Here is a 22,827-nt window from a genome sequence, read left to right as displayed (position 1 = left end):
GCTGGAATGACTACAGGTGGCAAGAAAAATTCTGGCTTGACGAAAACTGACGTATGGCATAGAGACATTGTATCAGCCGCCTCGGAAAACGCTCAATCTACGCTACAAATCCTCCAACGAATCAACATACTCAAGACCGGCCGCCGCTAGCCTGGGTCGCATATCGTACATATCCAGACCAAGCTCGCCGGTAGCGAGTCGTTGCCTCTTCGATTCTTCATTTTCAAAGCGCTGTTGTGCTAATCGCACAACCTCTCCTGAGCGACGCCTAGGTACGACACAAACACCATCGTCGTCGGCCACGACTACATCACCTGGCACCACGTACGCACCCGCACAGACAACTGGTACATTGACCGACCCGAGTGTTTCTTTGACAGTACCTTTTGCCGAAATCTTCCGAGACCAAACTGGAAAATTCATCTTCTCTAGATCGTTTACATCTCGCACTCCGGCATCGATAACCAATCCACTGATACCACGCGATTGACAGGAGGTTGCCAGTAGATCGCCGAACATACCGTCGGAGTTCTCGGCTGTAACCGCTACCACCAAAATGTCACCGGGTCTACAGAGTTCGATGGCAACATGGAGCATCCAATTGTCTCCAGGCTGGGCGAGAATTGTTACTGCACTCCCAGCAATTCGCCTACCACGGAACACAGGGCGCATATATGGCTTCATCAAGCCTACACGGCCTTGTGCTTCATGCACTGTCGCAACGCCAAACTCAGCTAGAGCATCGATTTCGGCTTTATTACCACGCTCGATATTTCTTACCGCCACCGTTCGCATAACCTTACTCCACTTGTATCACTAATTATGGGACCGGGGCACTCTTACTTCACCCCGCATGATTGTTCTTGCAGTACGAATCACCCCGGCTTTTTTTATCATCGTTGAGAGCGATGCAGACATGTCTATCTCAAGATTTATCGCAAGCGAACCACTCGGATGTCCAATTTCGACAAGCTCCGTTTTCCCAGTGAGGCCTCGAGATATTCTTTTACACACCGAATTGGGTAATAGGCAGGCTGTTGCGACACTAATCGCACCAAGAACACCAATTGATCGATGACAAGAATGAGGAATGAACATTCTTGTGTGAATCAATTGATTGAGCTTGCCTTCTGAAATCAAGCACATTTTCGGTACTGACAATTCGCTGACATCGCCAAGCCCCATCGCCCGACCGACAATTAGCCTTAGGGTCTCAAGCCTTTGCTTGAGCGGCTCATTCGCGTCAAGTGAATCTGGTGACTCCTTGCCGGAGAGTCCGAGATCCGACGCACTTATTACGGCAACGGGCATGCCATTATCAATGCATGTCACTTCGATTTCCTCGAACATGTCTTTTTGGTTGCCGGTTGGGAGCAGACTTCCCGTCACAGATCCTGCAATATCAAGATAGCTACACACAATGGGACTACCAGTACCAGGAACACCATCGATTCGCGCATCGCCATTAACTTCAACTAGTCCACCCGGTGTCTCTACACTTAACTCGCACCGATTTCCGGAGTTGACCATATGAACGGTCATTCGAGTATGCATACCAGACGGGACGATCAGGCCATTTTCAATTGCGAAAGGGCCTACACCAGCGAGAATATTGCCGCAGTTCTGTGCTGTGCTAACAGTTTGCGATTGGGGTGCAACTTGTAAGAAAAGATAATCGAGATCGGCATCTTGTCGCCGTGAACGGGAAACTAACGCTACCTTGTTTGTCAGTGAGTGCCCTCCACCCACACCATCGATCTGAAGTAGATCTGGCCCACCCATAACGCTGATCAGAATTCTATCGCGTTCTCGCGGATCAAGTGGCAGATCATCGGTTAAGAAATAGAGACCCCGAGAGGTTCCACCGCGAACCAAAGAACAACTAATTCTAGTTTGCGTATCCATCTTCACGTTCTCATTGCAGTACTTGATAGTGTTTTGATTATCTGTGTAATCGAAATTCGTAACATGCACGGAATCTGAAGTCCCTGCATGTGAATTTTGGTTGCCAGGCCATGGATAATCGAACTCTGCAATCGCGCTAAGTTCTTGGATTGTTATCGTTGGTGCCTTGTACCGGCCATTTATTCCAGGAGACTCGCTTATGATTATCGACTGTCACGGACACTATACAACGGCCCCGCCCGAACTGGGTGCGTATCGCGAAGCACAAAAGAGTTTGCTAGAAAAAGATCCGCATGCCCAAGGCGCAAAAGGATCCATCAACATTTCGGATGATCAACTAAGGGAAAGTGTGTCTAATGCTCAGCTTAAACTCCAAGCGGAACGAGGCACGAATCGGACAATTTTCTCTCCGCGAGCGAGTTGGATGGGGCATCATATTGGAAACGCATGGACCAGTAAGTACTGGACCGAACATTGTAACGAGCTTATTTATCGTCTCACCCAGCTCTATCCGGAAAACTTCACAGGTGTTTGTCAGTTACCGCAGTCACCTGGCACAGGCTTAGAAAACTCGGTTGCCGAGCTACAGAGATGTGTCGAACAATATGATTTCGTCGGTTGTAATCTTAGCCTGGACCCATCAGGTGGCTTATGGAATTCTCCACCTCTCGGCGACCGCTATTGGTATCCCATTTACGAGAAAATGGTGGAGCTGGATGTTCCAGCCATGATTCATGTCAGTGGCGTTTGCAATCCTTGCTTCCATGCGACAGGTTCGCACTACTTGAATGCTGATACCACAGCCTTTATGCAACTTATGACGTCTTCTGTAACGAAAGATTTTCCGGACATTAAGTTTATCATTCCGCATGGTGGTGGCGCCGTACCTTACCACTGGGGCCGATTTCGCGGTTTAGCCGACATGATGAAACTACCACCACTCGATGAACTTCTGATGAACAATGTCTTTTTTGATACGTGCGTATACCATCAACCTGGTATTGATCTGCTCCTCAAAGTTATTCCGACAAAGAATATACTGTTTGCTTCTGAAATGGTTGGAGCGGTAAGAGGCATTGATCCTGAAACCGGTCATCACTTTGACGACACAAGACGCTACATCGATTCAGCCAATATCAGCGAGGAGCAGAAAATCGCAATATTCTCCGACAACGCACGCAAAGTATATAGCAGGTTGAAAACTTGAATCTAAGACTCCTAGAACGGACATAACGTGACACATCGTAGTTACTGTCGATTGATATTAGTCTTGCGTTGGGTTTGAGTTTAGCCAAATCAACTGATCGAGCAGCTTTGTCAATGATTTTTCGTTTGCCAAAGCGTCATACCGAGCTGAATTCTCTTGCTTCTTAACACAGGCCGCACTCATCAACGAATCAAAGCCCACTTCTTCTAGCGTAGTGCAAACCTGCTCCATTTCGTCCGATCGACGCTGCCCATGAAGTATGGTCCGGCTTATCATATAGCGTGACTGTTCGTTCCAGTCGATGCCCGGCAGCAAATTGGTCAAAGAGTCGATCACCTCCGATTCGACGCCCAGTTTTCTCGCGCAAGGTAAAGATTCGAATATAAGAGATTCGATTCCCTTAATAATGATACTTCGGCACATCTTCGCCGCCGAGGCTTTGCCAGGTTTCGAAGAAATTACGCGCCAACCCGTAAGACCGAGACTCGCAGCGATTGGGCTAAACGACTCAGCCAATGGCCCACTCGCCAGAATCGGCGAAGCAATACCCAATGGTTCGATCGGTGACATCACTGCGCATTCAACAAAGCGCCCCCCACCGGCGGTTATGAAGTCAGCAGCCCTCTCCTTCGAACCCGGCGAGACCGAGTTCAGATCAATAAACCATGTGTGTCGATGAATGGCTTTTCGGATTGATTTTGCAGCATTAACGCTTTCGTCCGCCGTTACCGCACTGAAGACTACCGAGCTTCCTATGACGACGTCTTCAGGAGAAACGCCCGCGACAACCGAAGGCAATGCTCCAAGTGCGTTAGTCGGGCCACTGTCAACTTCGGCAAATCGTGGATCGAAAGCTCGAAGAGTTATCGACTCGCACGACAATTGGCGCGCCAGCAAAGAGCCAACCTCGCCAAACCCCAGCAACCCTATTTGCCCGGAGAATGGCAAATCCTACGCTCCCTGAGTTAGATAAGCGTGGCAAGATCCATTGGGTTCCCTCACTCGCAGTCTGCCGGCTATCCGCTATTTTTGAGAATCAGGTGGCCAACAGCGGTGCTAGACGCTGGCACGTGATAATGCCGGTGCAGCTCAGTCACGTGGTCATTCAGCGCACCGCGCATGATTAGCCACATGACCAGCTCAATTCCCTCGCCTCCGGCATCTCGCATATACTCGACGTGTGGCTTATCTGCAAGTTCGCTGGGGCGATGCACAATATCGTCCAAAAACTGTCGATCGAACTCACTATTAATCAACCCGGCTCGCTCACCTTGTAGCTGGTGGCTCATACCGCCCGTTCCCCATATCTGGACGTTTAGATCTTCATCAAAAGACTCGATTGCTCGGCGAATGGCCTTTCCGAGCATGTAACACCTTCGACCGGATGGCGGCGGATAAACGATCACGTTTACCGCCAATGGAATAACGCGACAGGGCCACGCTTCGGGCTGACCGAAAAGCAATGAAAGTGGCACAGTCAGGCCGTGATCTACCTTCATCTCATTAATCGTTGTTAGATCAAAATCATCCTGGATTACCGATTGGCGAATATGCCACGCTAGGTCGGGCGCACCACGCACGATTGGTATTGGACGAGGCCCCCAACCTTCATCCGCACTCTCATACTCTTCGCCACAACCGATCGCAAACGTCGGAATTGTCTCCAGCCCAAACGCTGAAGCGTGATCGTTATAGATAAGAAACACTACATCGGGTTTCTCCTCAGCGATCCATTTCTTTGAGAATTCGTACCCCTTAAATAATGGCTCCCAATACGCCTCCTTGGTCTTTCCAAGATCAATGGCTGCTCCTATCGCCGGCACATGAGAGGTGGAAACCCCTGCGGTTATTCTAGCCATTCGTATCACCTCCTCGGTATCGATTACCCTCGATAGATCGACCACCGCTTAGCATCATGTTTTTGTATTCTTCTTCCGTCATGCCGGCCATTGTTGAGGATCCGTACAACACACTTTTCTTGTCAGTAAAAAAAATCTTGGCAAAGTAGTAAACGTTCCCACCCAATTTCTGAAGTCTCAGATAATTTCGATCAAGAATCGCCTGTTTTTGCTCCTCCGACATCGCCCATTCATCAAGATATGCGCGCTCATTCTCGCGAAAACGCTTTCGGTTTTCGGGCTTCATTAGCGACATGCAGAATTGATTGGCATGATAGCCTGCCCGGGCCATATCGGAGTCAAAAATTGTTGTTCCTGGTATATTTTTATATGGTTTATCAAGTGCCATTCTCTACTCTCCGGTTGTGGCGCCTGGCCAAAAGTTAAAGTTGAACAAGCACCACTCGTACTTGCCTAGCGTGAAATCGAGTGGCACTAGTTTCTGATAGACATATTATGAGTTGTCACTGCATCACCAATCCGAATTTGAAACAAATCGTGACTCACTTCCAAACGACCATCATAAACTTCGCGGGTTTCGGCGAGCAGTGGGCGAGTGGACCTCTCTGAAGTGCCCGTATGATAATAGACCGCCAACCTGGGCTCAGACTCCCTAAAGACATCACCTGCGTCTTTTGCTTCCGTATGGTAAGACAGTACTTTGGCAACCTGTTTTGGTGTGAAGTTATTTTTAAGATACGTGGTCATAAGTGGTGAAATAACCTCTTGTAGAATTACATCAGCCCCCTTTCCATAGGTATATAAACTCTCCGTCACGGTTGTATCGCCTGAAATCATGACCGAACGATTCTTGTAGTCCACCCTAAATCCCCAGGCCGGTTTCACAGTAGCGTGATCAACTTTGAACGCGGTCACCGTGACGCCATTGCGAAAGAACACAACTCCGTCATCTAACAACTCGGTGAACGCATCAGCGATGCCCTCCTGAGTCGCAGGCAGTCCATCTGTGTGCCGTCGATGAATATCAAACGCAAATGCATCACGCATACTGGCCATCATTTGGTGAATACCCTCAGGCCCCCAAATCTCCAGTGGTATGTTTCTTCCTTGCGTCCAACCGTTAAGCCAGAGATCATCGACTCCGACGATATGATCTGAATGTAAATGCGTAATAAACAGATGCGTAACTCGCGTAATGAGAGCTTGATCTAATTGCGCCAGCCTGGTCGTGCATCCTCGTCCGCAATCAAACAAAAGATACTCCTCACCGGCCTCAACCAAGATAGCAGTACCGAATTGAGTCGGGCTTGGAATGGGTGTACCAGATCCAAGTACCGTTACAATTAAATCGACTGTGTTATTACCGATTGGACCGGAGGAGGGTTCATTTGATGTATCGCAGGCAACTGAGAGCAGTAGAACCGAGACTATTCCAAGCATAACTCTGGCCATGCTACACCTCATCTTTCGCCGCAGTCGTAAACTGCATTGACTGAGCTTGAAATCTCCACCCTGAGCATTCGTAAATGAAGGATCCATACACTAAACGCTTGTATGGCACTTTATGCAGCGACCGAGTTTTTGCTCTCTATTATCGGATATCTACCGAGCGCCAAGAACAAGATTATCGATAGTGCTAATAGTCCAATCGATATGGTGAGAATAAACGTATATCCTTGATAAGCTGAAGCAGCGGCACCAAATAGTGGTGGCGCGATTCCGGCACCCACCGTGAAGAACGCTATAATTGCGCCAAAAATTGTGGGATAGTGCGCCGGACCAAAATACTTACTCGTCAAGTAGGCCAATAAGTCGAGTTCAGCGCCAGCAGCTAAACCAACCATCACTGCAATCACGATAGCGACACCAAAACTAACTTCTAGATTGACCAGCATTAGCAACCCAATGGTTGGGAGCGCGAAGAAACAAGCCGCCACACCCGGCGCCCAAAACTTATCAACTAAAGCGCCAACGATAAGTCGACCAAGAACCACTGTCAGACCCATCACTGCCGCAATCTGCGCGATAGACCCTCTTTCAAATCCCTTTTCGGTCATTATGCGCGCAAAGTTAGATAGCAAGCCTGCTATCACAACAACCGTTACAAACAAAACGAGACCTAGAATCCAAAATCGAGCGGTTCGCATAGCTTCACCTCGCGTCATACCCCAACTCGAGGTTGACATCAATTCAGCCTGAGAGTCGTTGAGCGTTTCACTTTCTGGTTTTTCTTTAAACAGCGCGACGACAATTGGCAAAGAAATGAGCAGAGCGCCGATACCGATACCGCGATAAGCAGTTCGCCAGCCGTGATTGGATATCAGATACTCAACTAAAGGTGGTAGTAAGAACGCACCAAGTCCTGTACCCGCCATAGTGATGCCAATGGCCTTGCCCCGGTGTTTTGTGAACCAGTTGTTCAGAACACCAGTCCAGACGATCGGTAATGAACCTGCGCCAAGAATCGCCAGTAGCGCCCAGCTGAGATACCAAAGAATCAATGAACCAGAGTTGAAGGAGAGTAATACGTACGCTAGAGAATGGCCTACAAGTCCAATGATACCCACTGTTCGCAGAGTAGTTTTCTGAGCAATCGTCCCAATAATCGGCCCAGTGAACAGGCCCAAGCACATCAATACGGTATAACTCAAGAAGAATTCAGACGGGCTCCAACCGAACTCACTAGTTACCGGACCAACGAAAAACCCTTGCGAGTAGTTCGTAAGCGTAAAGATTCCACACATCGTGCCCACCGTAGCGGCCACGAGTGGTTTCCAACCTTGCTTAAATTCACTCACCTTCAAACACCCCTACAACTAATTGTTACAACGACGCTAATGCGGTTTCTATTGCGACGGCCTCATTCCGTGCGCACTGCTGCAAAAATTCAATCTTTTGCTTATCAATCACGTTAGTAAATGCCGCTGCATAAGCAGGGCGCTGTTGGATCGACGAAATCCACTTTACGACGCCAGGACAGTCGTCAACCAAATACTGAAGCAACCCCAAATGGTCTAACCGAACGATATAAGGGACGTAGGACATATCGGCAATCGAATACTTATCACCAACAAGCCAGCCACCAATTTGTAGATGGTTTTCCAATTGTTGAACTGCGTCACGCCAGTTACGCAAAGAATTCACAAACGGTCGACTCCGCAAACCCTCCTCGATAGCACCTCGCCAGATGCCTTGCATCACAGGGTTAGGAATTTTTTCTATGTGGTCAGCGACCAGATCACCCTTGCGTGCAATAAGTTCATGGCGAAATGCGACGCTAATACTCAATACCGCAATGTCTGCATGCAATGCGGTATCAATCCTGTTCTGAAGTAAACGAATCCCGTATCGATCGCTTGCGCCCGATGGATAGAACGACGGATTGGTTAGAAACTTTTCCTCGAGGTACTGAAGAATCAAAGTTGACTCGATGATTGGCTTCCCTTCGTCAACTATCGTTGGTACTACGCCATTGGGATTTAGGGTTAGATACTCTGGATCATGTTGGTCGCCCGCCCGCAGATCAAGCCATACGGTCTCCCATTCCAGCTGTTTCTCATTTAACAACAGGCGCACCTTCTGAGCACATGTTGAAAAATCGTTGTCATAGAGAATCAACATTCCTACAACGCGAATCCTGCGACATACAACTCGTTCAGAAAGACAGGCTTTTCTACTGAAAAAGCTATGCACTCAACAAGCATATCAATATAGCTCGCTACAACTGAATTGTTACCCATTTTAATTCCGTCATCGCCTCAATATCTTCTTCGGTTCCCTCCCGACCCACGCCACTGTCTTTGGTGCCACCAAACGGCACATGAGGCTCATCATGCAAAGAAGATCCATTCACATGCACCATGCCTGACTCGACTTCGTCGACGTAACGCATGGCGTCCTCAATATTTTGTGTGTAAATCGCGGCGCTGAGACCAAATCGAGAGTCATTTGAGCGCTCAATTGCTTCATCAAGTGTTCGAATTGGGTAGACCGACACGACCGGGCCGAACGTCTCCTCAGCGTAGACAGTCATTTCCGGTGTTACATCTGTAAGAATAGTCGGCTGACAGCGATTACCATCCCATTCGCCCCCTGTTACAACAGTAGCACCCTTATCTATCGCATCTTCAATATGAGAACGAACCCGCTCGCGCTGCCTATGGCTAATAATGGGTCCAATCATTGTGCTTGGATCACGTAAATCTCCCATGCTTAGGTTGCTTGCCGCTTTTTTGAAGCCTGCTAAGAATGGTTCAAAGATATCCTCGTGCACATATACGCGGCTAGCACCCATACATACTTGGCCTTGATACATAAATATGCTTTGTACCGCACCCGGGATAGCAGCATCCAGCTTAGCATCGGCCATTACAACAAGCGGGCTCTTGCCACCGAGTTCCAGAGTCATACGCTTACCATGTTTACCGCACAGCCCACCGATGTGTTGACCGATTCGACAAGATCCCGTAAATGTCACCATCTTGACAAGGGAATGAGTGGTTAGTGCATCACCGATGTCGTATCCGCTACCGGATACAACATTAAACACGCCCTCTGGCAGACCAGCCTCGCTATAAAGCTGTGCCAATCGGTGTGTTAGTAGCGGCGATTCTTCGGAAGGGAGCATCACAACTGTATTGCCCAGCGCGATTGGGTTACAGCTTAAGCGTACGCCTTTTATTAGCGGGACATTAAAAGGCGTAATCGCAGCCACCACACCAAGCGGTGAGCGAACACTCATACTAAACTTCCCAGGCGCATCCGACGGTATCGTTTTACCAGTCATTTGACGTGTCATACCAGCAGACGCTCGTAAAAAGGCCAGACCTTTCTCGACTTCAAAGCCCGCTTTTCGAATCGGCGACCCAATTTCATCGACCAAGATCGAGACAAACTCATCCCGATCCCGCTCTAGAAGAGCAGCTGCTTCACATAGAATACGTTCCCTTTCTTTGGGAAGCGTGGACTTGAAGGAAGTAAAAGCTTCATTGGCTATACCAATCGCCCTGTGAACATCATCAACCGTACCCGCCGCCGCCTTCGTAAGCACCGTGTCGTCTAATGGATTACGCGTGACGAAATATTCCCCAGAGCTTGGTGGCGAGTTTTCTCCATTAATCCAATGATCAATCGGTGAATAATCCGGGCCTACTGCTGATGGTTTCATACAAAACTCCCCACATTTACTCGCTATTGATTGAGCGCGCCGCCATCGACGTTGATGCTCTGTCCCGTAATGAAATCGCTGTCTTCAGTAGCGAGAAACAACATTGCGCCTGTCAAATCTGCTGGAAGCATCTCTCGCTGAATAGCGCGCATTGCGAGTGTCGGCGCTTTTGCTGCACCAAGTTGTTTGTGTTCTTTCACTCCCTTGCTTTCGGTTAATCCAACAACAATGGTGTTAACCTGTATATTATTATGAGCAATCTCACGGCTTAGGGCGCGTGTCTGCGCGATGATGGCACCTTTGGACGATACGTAATGTAAGAACATTGGCGCGCCGCGAAGCGCAGTACCTGATGAGATATTGATTATTTTTCCGCGACCGACCTTGAGCATACTGGGCAGCACGGCTTTGGTTGCCTGAACTGGCCCCCTGACGTTTACGCGCATAACAGCATCCCATTCTTCATGCGTTATTTCTGTGAAAGGCTTGAGCGTTAGTGAGGCAAATATAGATGCGTTATTGACCAACACCTCAATGGGCCCGAACGTCGCTTCAGCCTCCTCAACCATCGCAACTAGGGACTCATCCGACGTAACGTCTGCCTTAACACCTATTGCATCGCCACCGGCAGACGTTATTGACTCAACAGCAACAGATGTATCGACTACATCAGAAATAACTACCTTGCCGCCCTCCCTCGCAATGCAATCGGCATAAGCAAACCCAATACCTTGCGCTGCACCAGTAACAACAGCCACTTTTCCACTCATTCGGCCCATGATCACTCCTTAAGTAAGACCAATAATCTGTTTAACATCGGGCCAACTCTGGGTGCCGAAGGTTTTCAGGTCATTGGTTAACTGCTCTGGACACCAATCCAGAAACGCGGATTTGAAATTCGGTTTCGCTTTTATTCGATCAAACCAGTCCTCGACATTTGGAAATCGATCATCACGCCACATGCCTGACATATTGAGCATATCGAGGCGATTAACGTAGGGCGTTAGCCCAACATCAGCTAACGTGAACGTCTCTCCCACCAACCAGGAACTACCACTAAGCGCCTTATCCATTTTTTCCAAATAGCTGTCATACAATCGAATCGTGGCATCAATTCCGGGCGCATCGAAACCCAGTCGAACAATCTCTTGTTTGCGTTGCTTCCACCTTGAAGTGACTGACTGATCAGGAGTGCTGGCTAGAAACTCGGCAAGCTTATCTTTTCCTAAACGCATCACAATATGGCGATGACAACATACGAATGTAAGCTCGCCGCACGCGGGGTGTAGTTGCTCGTCTACAGCCTTGGTCCATAAGCGCATCTGAGTACGCGCGTACGGCTCAGACGGAATCAACGTTTCGCCAGGAAACACCTCATCTATATACTCACAGATAAGCGTCGATTCATTGACAATCTTTTCGTCATGGATGAGCGCAGGCACCACGGCCTTTGGGTTTATTTTCAAATACTCTGGAGCAAATTGTTCGCCGTTAAGAATATCAATGTAGTGCATCTTATCCGGCTCGACGCCTTTCTCAGCCAGCGCAAAACGAACCTTAGCGGCGCAAACTGATGAACCGTGATGATATAGCTCTAACATTGGCGTTCTCTTTTAGATTGAATACTCAATGCCCAGGGCAAAAGATGATAAGCCACTGTTTGAACCCCCTCACCATTAACAGTTTCGCGACCCTCACCCAGCTTGCCCACACGATACTGTGCTCCGAATAGCGCGTTAATATCAGTATGATTCAGGCTATAAGGCGGCCCGTCTGCTAAACAATGCTCGATTGATATAAGCAGCATTTCAGCATTCGACGAAAGGTCAGTCTTCAACTTCTCTGAATAGGCACGACGTGTCACATCAGGAAGGGCAACAAGTGATCCACGGTCAAGTACGACGTCGCATTCATGAATAACGGATTTGGGTAAGTTAAAAAAGTCACCTTGATATATCGTTATTGGTAGCGTGCTCGCTCGATAGCGACGCATTGAGTGTCGTTGATCGACGTGTGACTCGAGCTTGTTTTCGATAAAAAATCTCTCAGCCGAACTTTTATCAAGCTCAACTCCGACAATATGAAAATCGTGCTTAGCTAACCACAGCATGTCAGTGGATTTTCCACACAGAGGTACAAATACAAGACCACGCGGACTCACTCTTAACGAATCCCAATACCGATAGAGAAGTGGTGAAACATCCTCTTGGTGAAGTCCAATCTCATCCGATGCCCAACGCGAGTGCCAGAATGCGGATTCCATATTAGTCTCGACCGCCGTGTGGATTTCTACGCAGATTTCTCATTCATTGGCGTCATAGTCTGAGGCCACCAATCAAGGACCGCCTTTTTATAACTCGACCGGCCTTCAATACGCTCCGCCCAAGCGGCGGTGTTGACCAACCCGTCAAACGAATATCCAGCGAGCACTCGCAGAGTAAAGAACAACGGCACCCAGGCAATATCCGCAAGAGAGAATTGATCACCTGCTAGCCACTCTCGGCCCTCAAGTGCCGCCTCAAGATCAGCAAAACTCTGATCTAGAACAGCCTTTGCTTGATCTAATTCTTGCTGTGTAAACTCACCATTTGCACTCTTCCGATGAAACTCAAGCAACGACTCGTTTTTTTGGAGTTTCTCGTATTGTGCTTTCTCCTCGCCCGATTGAGTCATCTTGCCTCGCATACGCTTCTCATAAATATGAGTCTTGACTGCTTTCATATGAATCGCGGTAGCTCGGTGAAGCCAAGATTCCATGTATTCGCGTTCAGGCCCGTCCTTTGGACGCAATGATGGCTCCTCAAAAGTTTTATCCAGATACTCAATTATGTCGTCGGACTCAATAATAACCTTGCCGTCATGAACCAAAGTAGGAACAAGTCCATTGGGATTAATACCAAAATAGTCCGGCGTGATGTGTTCCTTCTTAACGATATTCAGATGATGGCTAGTCCAAGGTAGTCCTTTTTCTTCGAGCGTTATACGCACGCGCATCGAGCAATTTGATACGCCAGCGTGGTATAGGTGCAGTCCTTTAAAGGCAAGCACGGACTGATCTGTGGGCGTTATCAATCCCATCTTTCTAGCATCCCTTTACAAGTGGAAAAAAGAACTATTAGTCGAATCGCGCAGTAAGTTTGAGCACGATTTCACGGGGCGCATTCATCGATGCCAAAATATTTGGGCCTGACGGAATACACCATGCACAGTAGGCCTCTTCACCGAGATTACGACCAATCAGTGACACGGTGATCCGGTCGCTTGGCGAGATAAGACGCAGTGAGGCGTTCGTAATCGAATAAGAATCCGTTAATACCGTGTCGAAGTACGAAATGTCGGTGTATTGCTCATCAGAGTAGGTGTAGTCAAGGCGGCCACCGATGTCCCAACCCCCAAATGCATCGCTGACAAAAAAATCAGCGAAGACAGTTCCTTTAAAATCAGGTGCAAAGATCAAAGGAAATCCAGCAAGATCGCACGTCCCTGAAGGTCCCGGTGTTAAACCATTTGGGCAGTTCTCAGAGCCCGGAAACGAATCGTAGCTTGCATCAGTAATCGCCGCGTTTGCCCCTAATGTCCAGGTTTGGTTAAGCGCCCATGTGGCATCGAACTCTAATCCTTGGCTAGTCGAATCGGCAGCGTTAGATACCGAGAAAGCGGGAATGCTACCGGGAAGCTGTGTGGCCAGCTGTAATCCTTCTATGTCCATGCTAAATAGTGCGACATTAAGCGCTAATGCACCGCCCAAGAAGGAAGATTTAGCCCCGATTTCTATTGAGTCGACGTTCTCTTCGTCATACTCAAAACTCACGTCAGGACTTTCAATACGATCACTGAATCCACCGGTTTTGTGACCCTGAGAGAGGGAGGCGTATAGCATCGTAGAATCACTTGCGTGCCACTGTAATGTCGCCGATCCCGTGAACTTGCTTTCAGAGCGACTCGCGGATGCGGTTAGTGGCGGCCCACCCGGACCAGCGGGAATATTGAGCACATTGGTTGTTCCATATTCAGCAAAGAAGCGTTCGAAATCGAAGTCCTTGTCCTCATCCGCAAACCGTCCACCAAGGATCAATGTTAGGTTCTCGTTAAAGTGCCGACGGACTTGACCAAATAGCGCAATCGTGGATGTCTCTGAAGTCCAAGGCTCGAAACGATCAATAAAGCCCCCCGTTGGATCCTGGAAGATTGTTACCAGATTAATGCTTGAATTTTGAAAACGACTGATTTCACTGTCTTCATAGTACACACCTACGATGTAGTCGAGATAATCAGACTCTTCAGACGTGAAGCGAAACTCTTGAGAAAAACTCTGAAAATCCTCGTTGCGGCGTGCTCTAAAACCGCTTGCCAGCCCCATATCCAGACCCACGAAGTTGTGTTGATAGTCATAGTCCTGGAACGCAGTAATAGAAGTAAATCGTCCGCGGTCGAAATCGCGATCAATGCTCAGCGTATAGTTCGACGACTGTTGATCCCGGCTCGGGCAAAACGAACCCGTGTTGGTAGCGGTATCGGCCACACCGTCTCCGGTCGTGTCGCGGTCCGCCACCACATCCGTACAATCCACATCAACCACCCAGTCAAGTTCTGGCGTAAAGTTTGGCGACGCAATTTGATAAACCGATAGAGGGGGACCCCCAATCGCTGAAATTTCTGCTGCATCGGGACCTTCGGCCTCAAACTCATTGTATTCTGCTTTGAATCGCACGGTGGTAACGTCACTGGGCGTCCACTCGAGTTTTAGTCGTACTCCCGTGTCTTCACGATTCGGACCACCCGGCCCTTCCAAGCGGTTTATGTAGAAGCCGTCTGATTCTTTTAGTCGCACTGCGATACGACCCGATAAATTGTCATTCAGCGGTCCAGACACAAATCCCTCGAATTCTGTGTTACCACCAGTAGTACTGTAGTCGCTGGTCGAAATATCAAATCCGCTCTCAAAAGTGCCTGTTGGGTTAGCTGTGTTCATAATGAGTGCGCCAGCGACAGTGTTCTTACCAAATAATGTGCCCTGTGGACCACGCAGGACTTCGACACTCTCTAAATCCATGAAACCATGCAGATTGATCGCCGCTCGACTGATGTAAACACCATCAACAAATCGCCCTACCGACTGCTCGATAGAATGAGTTGCACCAGAACCTAAGCCCCGCATGTATAAATTAGGCAGTATTGATGCGCTATTGATCTCAAAGTTTGGGATATATAGAGAAAGATCTTCCATATCGCCAATGCCCAGTTGTTCAATTTGATCACCCGTTACTGCACTAACTGAAACCGGTACATCCTGGATACTCTCGGTTCGTTTAGTGGCCGTAACGAATACCTCTTCCAGAACATTTTGCGCATGAACGCCTATTGTGAATAGAAGAGCGGATACGGATAAGAAAACGAATCTCGATGCAATTTTTTTCATGGTCTACATTCCCCCCGGCTGGTCTGGAAACACTGATTAACTGCGTTTGAATAGATAATTAAGCGAAGAATCCGATTTTTTGTTACAACTATGACTATAATCAGATTCGATAAGGTTGATAATCACCTAAAAATGCGACTCAGCGTTCGCAAATTGGTACTAATCGAGATTCCGGCATGAATGAATTAGCGAGCATGCGCGCGTTTGTAAAAGTCGTAGAAGTCGGCAGTTTCGCCGAGGCTGCGCGCCAGACGGGCACATCAAAGTCGGTCATCACCAAGCGTGTTAATCAACTTGAATCTGATCTTCAACTCGAATTGTTGCAACGCTCCACTCGCCGACTAGACGTCACCGATACCGGGACCATTTTCTATGAGCGCTGCGTAAGAATTCTTGCCGAACTAGACGACGCAAAATCGGCTGTCAGCTCGATGGAATGGGGCCTCAGTGGTGTATTTCGTGTGAGCTGTATTTCTTCCTTTACGTCGGCCTATTTGGCCAACGATCTGTGTGAATTTCAGGAGAATCACCCGAATTTAGACATCGAACTTCACCAACATGACCGTCTCTGTGACCCGGTTCAAGAAGGATTTGATGTTTGTATTCAACCCGAGTCACCACAGAGTGGAATCATCGAATCGGCGAAACTACTGCCTATCCGTCGATTGGTAGTCGCGACAGAAGAGTATCTAAACAAATTTGGTAGTCCGAAAGAGCCGAACGACTTAAGTCAACATCGCTTCGCCCATAACAATCATGTGACACCTGACCCAGTCATTCCTTATATTTCCACTGACAAGGTCAGGCCTGTATCAATCGAACCGAAAGTGCTCACTAACACGATTTGGATGCTTGAAGCGGCTGTGTTGAATGGTGAGTGTATGGCGCTCATGCCGGTATTTTTTATAGAAGAGCAATTGGCTAACGGCCTACTCATTCCGATTTTCCCAGAGCATCGAATTCAAGGCGCGGTGCTCGCCGCCCACTATCGAAAGAGTCAGTATGTGCCGATGAAAATTCGTATATTTGTCAATTTTCTTCGTCAGAAGTACGGAGAGGTTCCTCCTTGGGAGAGGCGATTGCTTAAGCGCCTACCAGAACTCTCGTCAATTTTAGGACCTCGAGGAACTAACACCAAATAATGTGTCATTGCCTGATTCACGTCCGCCCCACATAAATTGGTATCGATTCGTTTTTTTGATTAAACGCGATTTGCGAACGCTTCGTATCCAGAATGGTTAGTAATTTAACTTACCTCGACATTTATAGTCCGCGAACACCTATACGCTCCTGTTGACTATCGGGGAACGCCGTGTGCGAAGGCAGTTGCGCCTCCGTCAATGTCGCGGTCTCCTCACCAAATTGCTGACCCATCGTGCGGGTGGTCATGCCGTTCCCGGTGTCCTGATGACTGGGCACGCGGCCACGCAAATCAGGTAATGCGAATGTGGACGTACCGTCGCCACCCTATCGGTTGCCCAAAGCAGCAAATAGCGCGGAGTTTTCAGACACCGATAAACTCTGCCCATCACATAACGCATAGCCTTGCGGCGCGAAAGGAAAACTCGTGATGATAATTTCGCCAAAGATAGGTGTGACGATAGACTCCCCTAGTGTCTTTTTCGCTTATTAACTGGAGTCTATTCCTATTTTTTGAGCATGATGCGTAATTTTTTTACCGAAACGTTAGTGACCTTCGAGTGGCACACCACATACCACTCTTATAAAACTCGACGCGTAACATAGCGGCCCGTTACACGACAGTCTCTGGTTACACTAAGATTCGATCCACCGCAATACGCGCCGAGCGAGCAGCCAAGTGGACCATGCTCCAGCCTTCCCAGTCGTCGATGTACGCATCACCCGCGAAGTACACCCGATCGTCGATAGGCTTAGCAAATTGGCGGGGCACTCGCCAATCTGCAGACGACGCGAGATAGGCCATGCCGATATGCGGTTCGGCACTCCAATCCTGCACGATATGTTGTTGATAGGACTTCGATGGGCGACCATCAAAAATTGGGTCGAGTTCAGCAAGCACAAATTCGATCAGTTGCTTATCACGATGCGCGGCCTGATACGGCTCGGCACTCGTCCCCACCGAAAATAAACCTAATACATGAGCCGATGTGTCTTGGCCGTAGGCCGCATCGTAATAAAGTTGTTCGCCGCGTTCGCCAGAGCGACCGTCAAACTCGATTAGGCTTGGATAAAAACGCTCGGAAAACTGGATAAAGGCCTTCAGACCACCCCATATATAGGCATCACTGAGCGCCGATTGGAGGTTATCCGGCAGCGAGGGCGCAAACGTCAGAACATCTCGAAGCTGAGTAAGCGGTGCTGTGACGATGACTTTATCAGCACGAAACACTTTCCCCTTCACGGTCGTTACAGTGACTTCAGCCCCACTGTAGTCGATGTGTTTGACGACTTGATTAAATTGAATGTTACCGGCAACAGTTGGCAGCAGAAACTCATCAAACACATCCAGCCAGGTGCGGCCAACAAATTTTAGATCCTCTGATCCGTCAATCTCCGTCTCGGCGTACTCTCCCTCCTCCCAATAACCATAGCGTTCTGTTTCGCCATAACCAACCGTTTCTATATTGGGTTCTTCGCGACCGGTCACGTCGATGAGTTCATCGGCATCCGTGTGCAACCACTCACCGCCAAGCGGTATTGGGAAGTCAACGAAGTCGCGCACCGTTTTAATTCGACCGCCGTGTGTGGAGGCCGCCTCCAACACCTCTACTTCAACACCCGCTTTTGCAAGAAAATAGGCCGCCGAAAGACCTGCAGCGCCGGCACCAATGACGATCACTTTGCCGCCAAAACTGCGGGTTTTTGCATCGACACACGAACTGCAGCCGCTCAGCATAGCCGGGCCTAGGGCAGCAATAAACTTTAAAAAATCTCGCCGCGCGACCGGCGCAGAGCCACCGGGTCGCGATCGTCTCGTCTTGATCAGCATAGCGCCCTCATTGGTTTGTTTCCCAAATCTTCCGATTAATCGATACCGTGCGCCAGATCGTGCCTGCGATCACCTCGCGCGATCGCAGGCGAATAATATAGTCCAGCTAATAGCCGTATCGATTAGTTTGCACCTGGCGCGGCGTACTTCGCAATCCAGTCACGCACACTGGTATACCAATGAATCGAATTGTCGCGCTTGAGGATCCAATGGTTCTCATCGGGGTAGTAAATGAGCTGTGAATCGATGCCCTGCAGCTGCAGCGCGCGGAACAACTCAAACGCCTGGCCCACCGGCACACGCAAATCTTTTTGACCATGAATAATCAAACTCGGCGTACGAAATTTGCCCGCTTCGTAGTGCGGTGAAATGGCGCGCACCATTTCGTCACGCTCCCAATAGGGGCCAAAACGCTGCTCATGCACCGCAAAGTCGGCCGAGTTTTGAGAATAGAGGTTGTACACCGCAGCGTGGATTACCAACGAATTAAACGGATGCTCACGACCGAGTAACACCGACGACAGGTAACCGCCGTAGCTGCCACCGCCCGCCACCGTGCGGCTTGAGTCAATCCATGACTTGCTGTTGAACCACTCCGCTGCCGCCATCACATCGGCGTAGGGCTTGGTCGCCCAATCGGGGTTAATCGCATCCGTAAAGTCTTGTCCAAACCCGGACGAACCGTGAAAATTTGGCCAAGCGGTGACGTACCCCCAAGCCGAAAAAGCCTGTGCGTTCCAGCGAAAATGGAATGAATCGGTAATAGCGCCGTGCGGTCCACCGTGGATCAGTAAGAAAAGCGGATACTCCTTACTCTTATCAAATCCGGGCGGATAGTTGATCCACATTTGGATATCCGCGCCATCCGCCCCTTTGTAGGTCACCGACTCGTACGTGCCCATATCAATCTCAGCCAACACGTCATCGTTGAACGTGTCGATACGCGTTACGGACTTTCGACGTGTATCCACGGTCACGACCCGCGGCGGGTATAAGAAACTCTGGTTGCGCGCCACGACTTTGCCATTGGCCGCCACGCTCACTCCATCGTAGTTCGTCGCATCCGTGATTAATGTTGGCTTTCCGCGCAAGGGAATTGAGTAAATGCGTCGCGTGCCGGCGTCGTCAATCGCGGCCAAAAACCCGTTACTGCGCGGCAACCACACAAGACCGGACAGGGCGCGATCCCAGTCCTCATGCAGCTTGGTCACCTTACCCGAATCAACATCCCTCACGCGCAAACGGGCCGTATCGCCGTAAAAACCCTCAATGCGTTGCGACACATACGCCAGTTTCTCGCCATTCGGCGAAAAGCGTGGCTGACTGTCAGAAGCCGGGTTATCCGATGTAAGGTTCACGGCCGAATCGCCACCGATCGAGAGCAAAAACACATCATTGTTGGGGTAAATGCCTTCGGTACGACTATTGGCCACAAACGCGATTGCGCTGCCATCGGGCCGCACATCGTACTCACCATTGCCACCCATCGAACCGCGGGAAAGCTGCAGTCCCGTGCCGAGCGTGAGCGCCTCCACGGACTGGTTGTCAACGTGGATACGAAAAACATGTCGTTCACGCGCCTCATCCAGCCAGTGGTCCCAAAATGAGTACGGCATGGCGTTCCACACATGTGCCGACACCCGACTTTCTTTCTTCTCGCCCAAGGCCGTGGCCATCTCTTCAAACGATTTTCCCGGCCAGACGTTTGAGATGAAATAGATATGATCACCGCGCCAACGTATCCCGCCAGCACCGGTCGGGATATCCGTCAATTTCTGTGCCTCACCGGGGCCGCTCATGGGCAGCAGATACACCTGCCCTGCTTCGTCTTTGTCACGTTTACTGACGAAAGCCAGCGTGCTGCTATCCGGGGAGAACACCGCCGATGAGGCGCTGGCGCCTGACATCGTGAGCGCGCGTGCCGGCTCGCCGTCCTCATTTAATAGGTATAAACGTGACTCTGGAGCACCGTCTTCTTCCGCGTAACGAGTCACACCCACAACAATATGCTCGCCGTTAGGCGAGATGACGGGCGCACCGACCCGATCCATGCGCCAAAGGGCCTCGGCGGACAATGGTTCAGCGACCGTGGACAGCGATCCGACCAAAATAGTTAAAAACGAGAGTGCTCTAAACATGATAAATCCCCAGTAATTTAATGTTTACAGTGAAACAATTTTTTGACTCGGGCTCAAGTATTCCTGCGATGTGATGAGATCCCGCTCAATGGTGCGCAGTGACGTGATAGGTGGATTTTGCAGTCGGTCAGCTTTTACTTCATCCTTGGCGCTGGCGTACTCAATGACCCAAGATCAGACTCGCTTGTGCGGCGAGGTGCGTCACCCATCGGGCAAAAACGATTGACGCGGATCGTCCTCTTCAGAGCTGGATGCGGTTGATCTCATTGTATTTCGGTCAGCAAGGCATCTCGGCATCGGACAACGCAATACAGTTTCATTAACACACAGAGAGACGCGAATGACTTGGCCTAACCAAACCAGACGCTCTTCCCACGTGGCACGACAGGCCGCTCTACTGCTGTCTATGCTTTGTACAAGCGGCGCACACGCAAGCGGTACCACAGGCATTGACGACTTCATCAATCGCACGGTCCAGCCGCTGACGACGTTTGTGTCGAACGTGATTTTTTTTAACGTATCTGTGTTTGGCGCAGAGCTGCCACTTGTCGTTGTTTGGCTCGTCGCGGGCGCCGTTTTCTTCACGCTCTACTTTGGTTTTATCAATATCCTGGGTTTTCGGCACGCCGTTCAAATTGTGCGTGGCGACTACAGCGACTCGACACATCCCGGTGAAATCTCCCACTTCCAAGCGCTTGCCACGGCTGTCTCTGGCACCGTAGGAATCGGCAACATTGGTGGTGTGGCGGTGGCGATTTCGGTGGGCGGTCCTGGCGCTGCGCTCTGGCTCATTATCGCCGGTTTATTGGGCATGTCGACAAAATTTGTCGAGTGCGCGCTGGGTACGCTGTATCGACGGGAAAACCCAGACGGCAGTGTTTCGGGTGGGCCCATGTACTATCTCGAGCACGGCCTGAGTGAACGCGGATTACCAAAATTTGGTCGCTTTATGGCCAAGTTTTATGCGCTTGGGATCGTCGTTGGATGCATGGGCATAGGCAACATGTTTCAGTCTAATCAAGCCTATGTGCAATTTGTTAATGTAACGGGCGGACCGGATCACAGTTGGTTCGGCGACAAAGGCTGGCTGTTTGGTCTGGCCATAGCCGCCGTCGTGGCACTGGTCATCATTGGTGGCATCAAGAGCATCGCCCGCGTGACCGAAAAAGTGGTGCCATTCATGGCCATCTTTTATGTGGTGTGCGCCACCCTCATCATCGGCATGAACTACGAGGCAATTCCGTTTGCGATTAACGCCATTATCAAAGGCGCTTTCGACGCCGAAGCCATGGCCGGTGGCGCGCTAGGCGTGATGATCGTCGGGTTTCAGCGCGCCGTCTTCTCGAATGAGGCGGGCATCGGCTCCGCTGCGATTGCGCATTCCGCCGTAAAAACCAACGAGCCCATCACCGAAGGGTTTGTGGGCCTATTGGAGCCGTTCATTGATACTGTGGTCATTTGCACTATGACCTCGTTGGTTATTATTACCACCCTGTACTACGAACCTGGCTTTACGCAGGGACTGGGCGGCATAGAAATGACCTCCCAAGCATTTGAACGCAACATCGCTTGGTCGCCCTATGCAATCGCTCTTGCCGGCATCTTGTTTGCTTTTTCCACCATGATTGCGTGGTCGTATTACGGCTTGAAAGGTTGGACGTATTTGGTTGGAGAGTCTCGTATCGCGGATGTGGGATTTAAAGCCGTGTTCTGTTTTTTCGTCGTGGTGGGCTGCTCCATACAACTGAGCGCTGTGCTCGATTTTTCCGATGCCCTGGTGTTCGTGATCTGTATTCCGAATATTCTTGGCCTCTACTTGCTTGCACCGATGTTAAAGAGGCATCTTCGCGACTATCAAAAACGACGAATGATGAGTCAGTCTCTCGCTTCGGACGACGCCGGAGGCTAAGACTGACCGTCGTGCGAAACGCAACGTGCTGTCAGTGTGTTAAATCAGATAGACCTGTATCGCCGAACGCGACGAGCAAAGCCAACGCCGTATTCTGCACTGAATGAACAATCGATTCCGGTGCGCCAATGCCTGAACGCCGAGTACTCAGCGTCGAACCATTCTCGCTGGCGCGTAGCCTCGTCCACTACCGCGAATACGCGCGCACTTCCATCACACGAACGTACCGATCTTCCACCTGACACCGAAACC

At 49.7% G+C, this 22,827-nt stretch carries 19 protein-coding genes and 1 pseudogene; 3 read left to right on the top strand and 17 right to left on the bottom strand.

The window, feature by feature from the left end; translation table 11 throughout:
• Window positions 1–102: 102 nt before the first annotated feature.
• A complete protein-coding gene (locus AAF465_09670) occupies window positions 103–795 on the bottom strand; it encodes a 4-carboxy-4-hydroxy-2-oxoadipate aldolase/oxaloacetate decarboxylase (protein MEM7082990.1) in 693 nt (230 codons plus the stop codon).
• A gap of 21 nt (window positions 796–816) precedes the next feature.
• Window positions 817–1,905 (bottom strand): 4-oxalomesaconate tautomerase, encoded by a 1,089-nt coding sequence (locus tag AAF465_09665; protein ID MEM7082989.1) that lies wholly within the window; start codon window positions 1,903–1,905, stop codon window positions 817–819.
• A 199-nt stretch (window positions 1,906–2,104) separates the two neighbouring features.
• On the opposite strand from AAF465_09665, the gene AAF465_09660 reads away from it, so the two are divergent.
• On the top strand, window positions 2,105–3,112 hold the full coding sequence (locus AAF465_09660) for an amidohydrolase family protein (GenBank protein MEM7082988.1): 1,008 nt from the start codon (window positions 2,105–2,107) through the stop codon (window positions 3,110–3,112).
• 57 nt (window positions 3,113–3,169) lie between these two features.
• Here the strand turns inward: AAF465_09660 and AAF465_09655 are convergent, their stop codons facing one another.
• The 12 genes from AAF465_09655 to AAF465_09600 all read right to left on the bottom strand — a co-directional run bounded on the left by AAF465_09655 (window position 3,170) and on the right by AAF465_09600 (window position 15,557).
• Window positions 3,170–4,036: a DUF1932 domain-containing protein gene (locus AAF465_09655; GenBank protein MEM7082987.1), complete on the bottom strand. Its 867-nt coding sequence runs from the start codon at window positions 4,034–4,036 to the stop codon at window positions 3,170–3,172.
• A gap of 92 nt (window positions 4,037–4,128) precedes the next feature.
• Window positions 4,129–4,971, bottom strand: coding sequence for a class III extradiol dioxygenase subunit beta (locus AAF465_09650; GenBank protein MEM7082986.1), 843 nt, complete (start codon window positions 4,969–4,971; stop codon window positions 4,129–4,131).
• A complete protein-coding gene (gene ligA / locus AAF465_09645) occupies window positions 4,964–5,359 on the bottom strand; it encodes a protocatechuate 4,5-dioxygenase subunit alpha (GenBank protein MEM7082985.1) in 396 nt (131 codons plus the stop codon). Before ligA ends, AAF465_09650 begins: the two co-directional genes overlap by 8 nt.
• An 86-nt stretch (window positions 5,360–5,445) precedes the next feature.
• On the bottom strand, window positions 5,446–6,423 hold the full coding sequence (locus AAF465_09640; GenBank protein ID MEM7082984.1) for an MBL fold metallo-hydrolase: 978 nt from the start codon (window positions 6,421–6,423) through the stop codon (window positions 5,446–5,448).
• Between the two features lie 110 nt (window positions 6,424–6,533).
• Window positions 6,534–7,769 carry an MFS transporter gene (locus AAF465_09635; GenBank protein MEM7082983.1) on the bottom strand — a complete coding sequence of 412 codons (1,236 nt, stop codon included), beginning with the start codon at window positions 7,767–7,769 and terminating at the stop codon, window positions 6,534–6,536.
• 25 nt (window positions 7,770–7,794) lie between these two features.
• A complete protein-coding gene (locus tag AAF465_09630) occupies window positions 7,795–8,592 on the bottom strand; it encodes a glutathione S-transferase family protein (GenBank protein ID MEM7082982.1) in 798 nt (265 codons plus the stop codon).
• A gap of 97 nt (window positions 8,593–8,689) precedes the next feature.
• Window positions 8,690–10,138 carry an aldehyde dehydrogenase family protein gene (locus AAF465_09625; protein MEM7082981.1) on the bottom strand — a complete coding sequence of 483 codons (1,449 nt, stop codon included), beginning with the start codon at window positions 10,136–10,138 and terminating at the stop codon, window positions 8,690–8,692.
• 23 nt (window positions 10,139–10,161) lie between these two features.
• On the bottom strand, window positions 10,162–10,917 hold the full coding sequence (locus AAF465_09620; protein MEM7082980.1) for an SDR family oxidoreductase: 756 nt from the start codon (window positions 10,915–10,917) through the stop codon (window positions 10,162–10,164).
• A gap of 9 nt (window positions 10,918–10,926) precedes the next feature.
• Complete coding sequence (locus tag AAF465_09615; protein ID MEM7082979.1) at window positions 10,927–11,739, bottom strand: glutathione S-transferase family protein; 813 nt, start codon at window positions 11,737–11,739, stop codon at window positions 10,927–10,929.
• Window positions 11,733–12,401 carry a hypothetical protein gene (locus AAF465_09610; protein MEM7082978.1) on the bottom strand — a complete coding sequence of 223 codons (669 nt, stop codon included), beginning with the start codon at window positions 12,399–12,401 and terminating at the stop codon, window positions 11,733–11,735. The genes AAF465_09615 and AAF465_09610 overlap by 7 nt, the downstream gene beginning before the upstream one ends.
• A 26-nt stretch (window positions 12,402–12,427) precedes the next feature.
• The gene (locus AAF465_09605; GenBank protein MEM7082977.1) at window positions 12,428–13,216 is read right to left on the bottom strand and encodes a glutathione S-transferase family protein; all 789 of its coding nucleotides are present in this window, start codon (window positions 13,214–13,216) and stop codon (window positions 12,428–12,430) included.
• A 37-nt stretch (window positions 13,217–13,253) separates the two neighbouring features.
• The gene (locus tag AAF465_09600; protein ID MEM7082976.1) at window positions 13,254–15,557 is read right to left on the bottom strand and encodes a TonB-dependent receptor; all 2,304 of its coding nucleotides are present in this window, start codon (window positions 15,555–15,557) and stop codon (window positions 13,254–13,256) included.
• 176 nt (window positions 15,558–15,733) lie between these two features.
• Here AAF465_09600 and AAF465_09595 point away from each other — a divergent pair, with 176 nt between their 5' ends.
• Window positions 15,734–16,699 carry a LysR family transcriptional regulator gene (locus AAF465_09595; protein MEM7082975.1) on the top strand — a complete coding sequence of 322 codons (966 nt, stop codon included), beginning with the start codon at window positions 15,734–15,736 and terminating at the stop codon, window positions 16,697–16,699.
• 121 nt (window positions 16,700–16,820) lie between these two features.
• Here the strand turns inward: AAF465_09595 and AAF465_09590 are convergent.
• The 3 genes and pseudogenes from AAF465_09590 to AAF465_09580 form a co-directional block, all read right to left on the bottom strand.
• Window positions 16,821–17,129: pseudogene (locus AAF465_09590) on the bottom strand (tail fiber protein).
• 199 nt (window positions 17,130–17,328) lie between these two features.
• Window positions 17,329–18,528, bottom strand: a complete 1,200-nt coding sequence (locus AAF465_09585; GenBank protein ID MEM7082974.1) for an FAD-dependent oxidoreductase — start codon at window positions 18,526–18,528, stop codon at window positions 17,329–17,331.
• A 122-nt stretch (window positions 18,529–18,650) separates the two neighbouring features.
• Window positions 18,651–20,666: a S9 family peptidase gene (locus AAF465_09580; protein MEM7082973.1), complete on the bottom strand. Its 2,016-nt coding sequence runs from the start codon at window positions 20,664–20,666 to the stop codon at window positions 18,651–18,653.
• Window positions 20,667–21,072: 406 nt separating this feature from the next.
• Here AAF465_09580 and AAF465_09575 point away from each other — a divergent pair, with 406 nt between their 5' ends.
• A complete protein-coding gene (locus tag AAF465_09575; GenBank protein ID MEM7082972.1) occupies window positions 21,073–22,575 on the top strand; it encodes an alanine/glycine:cation symporter family protein in 1,503 nt (500 codons plus the stop codon).
• Window positions 22,576–22,827: the final 252 nt, after the last annotated feature.

This window comes from Pseudomonadota bacterium (assembly GCA_039028935.1).
Lineage (GTDB): Bacteria > Pseudomonadota > Gammaproteobacteria > Steroidobacterales > SZUA-146 > SZUA-146.
The sequence above is the reverse complement of the archived record's forward strand: the minus strand, read 5'-3'. Positions and strand labels throughout refer to the sequence as shown.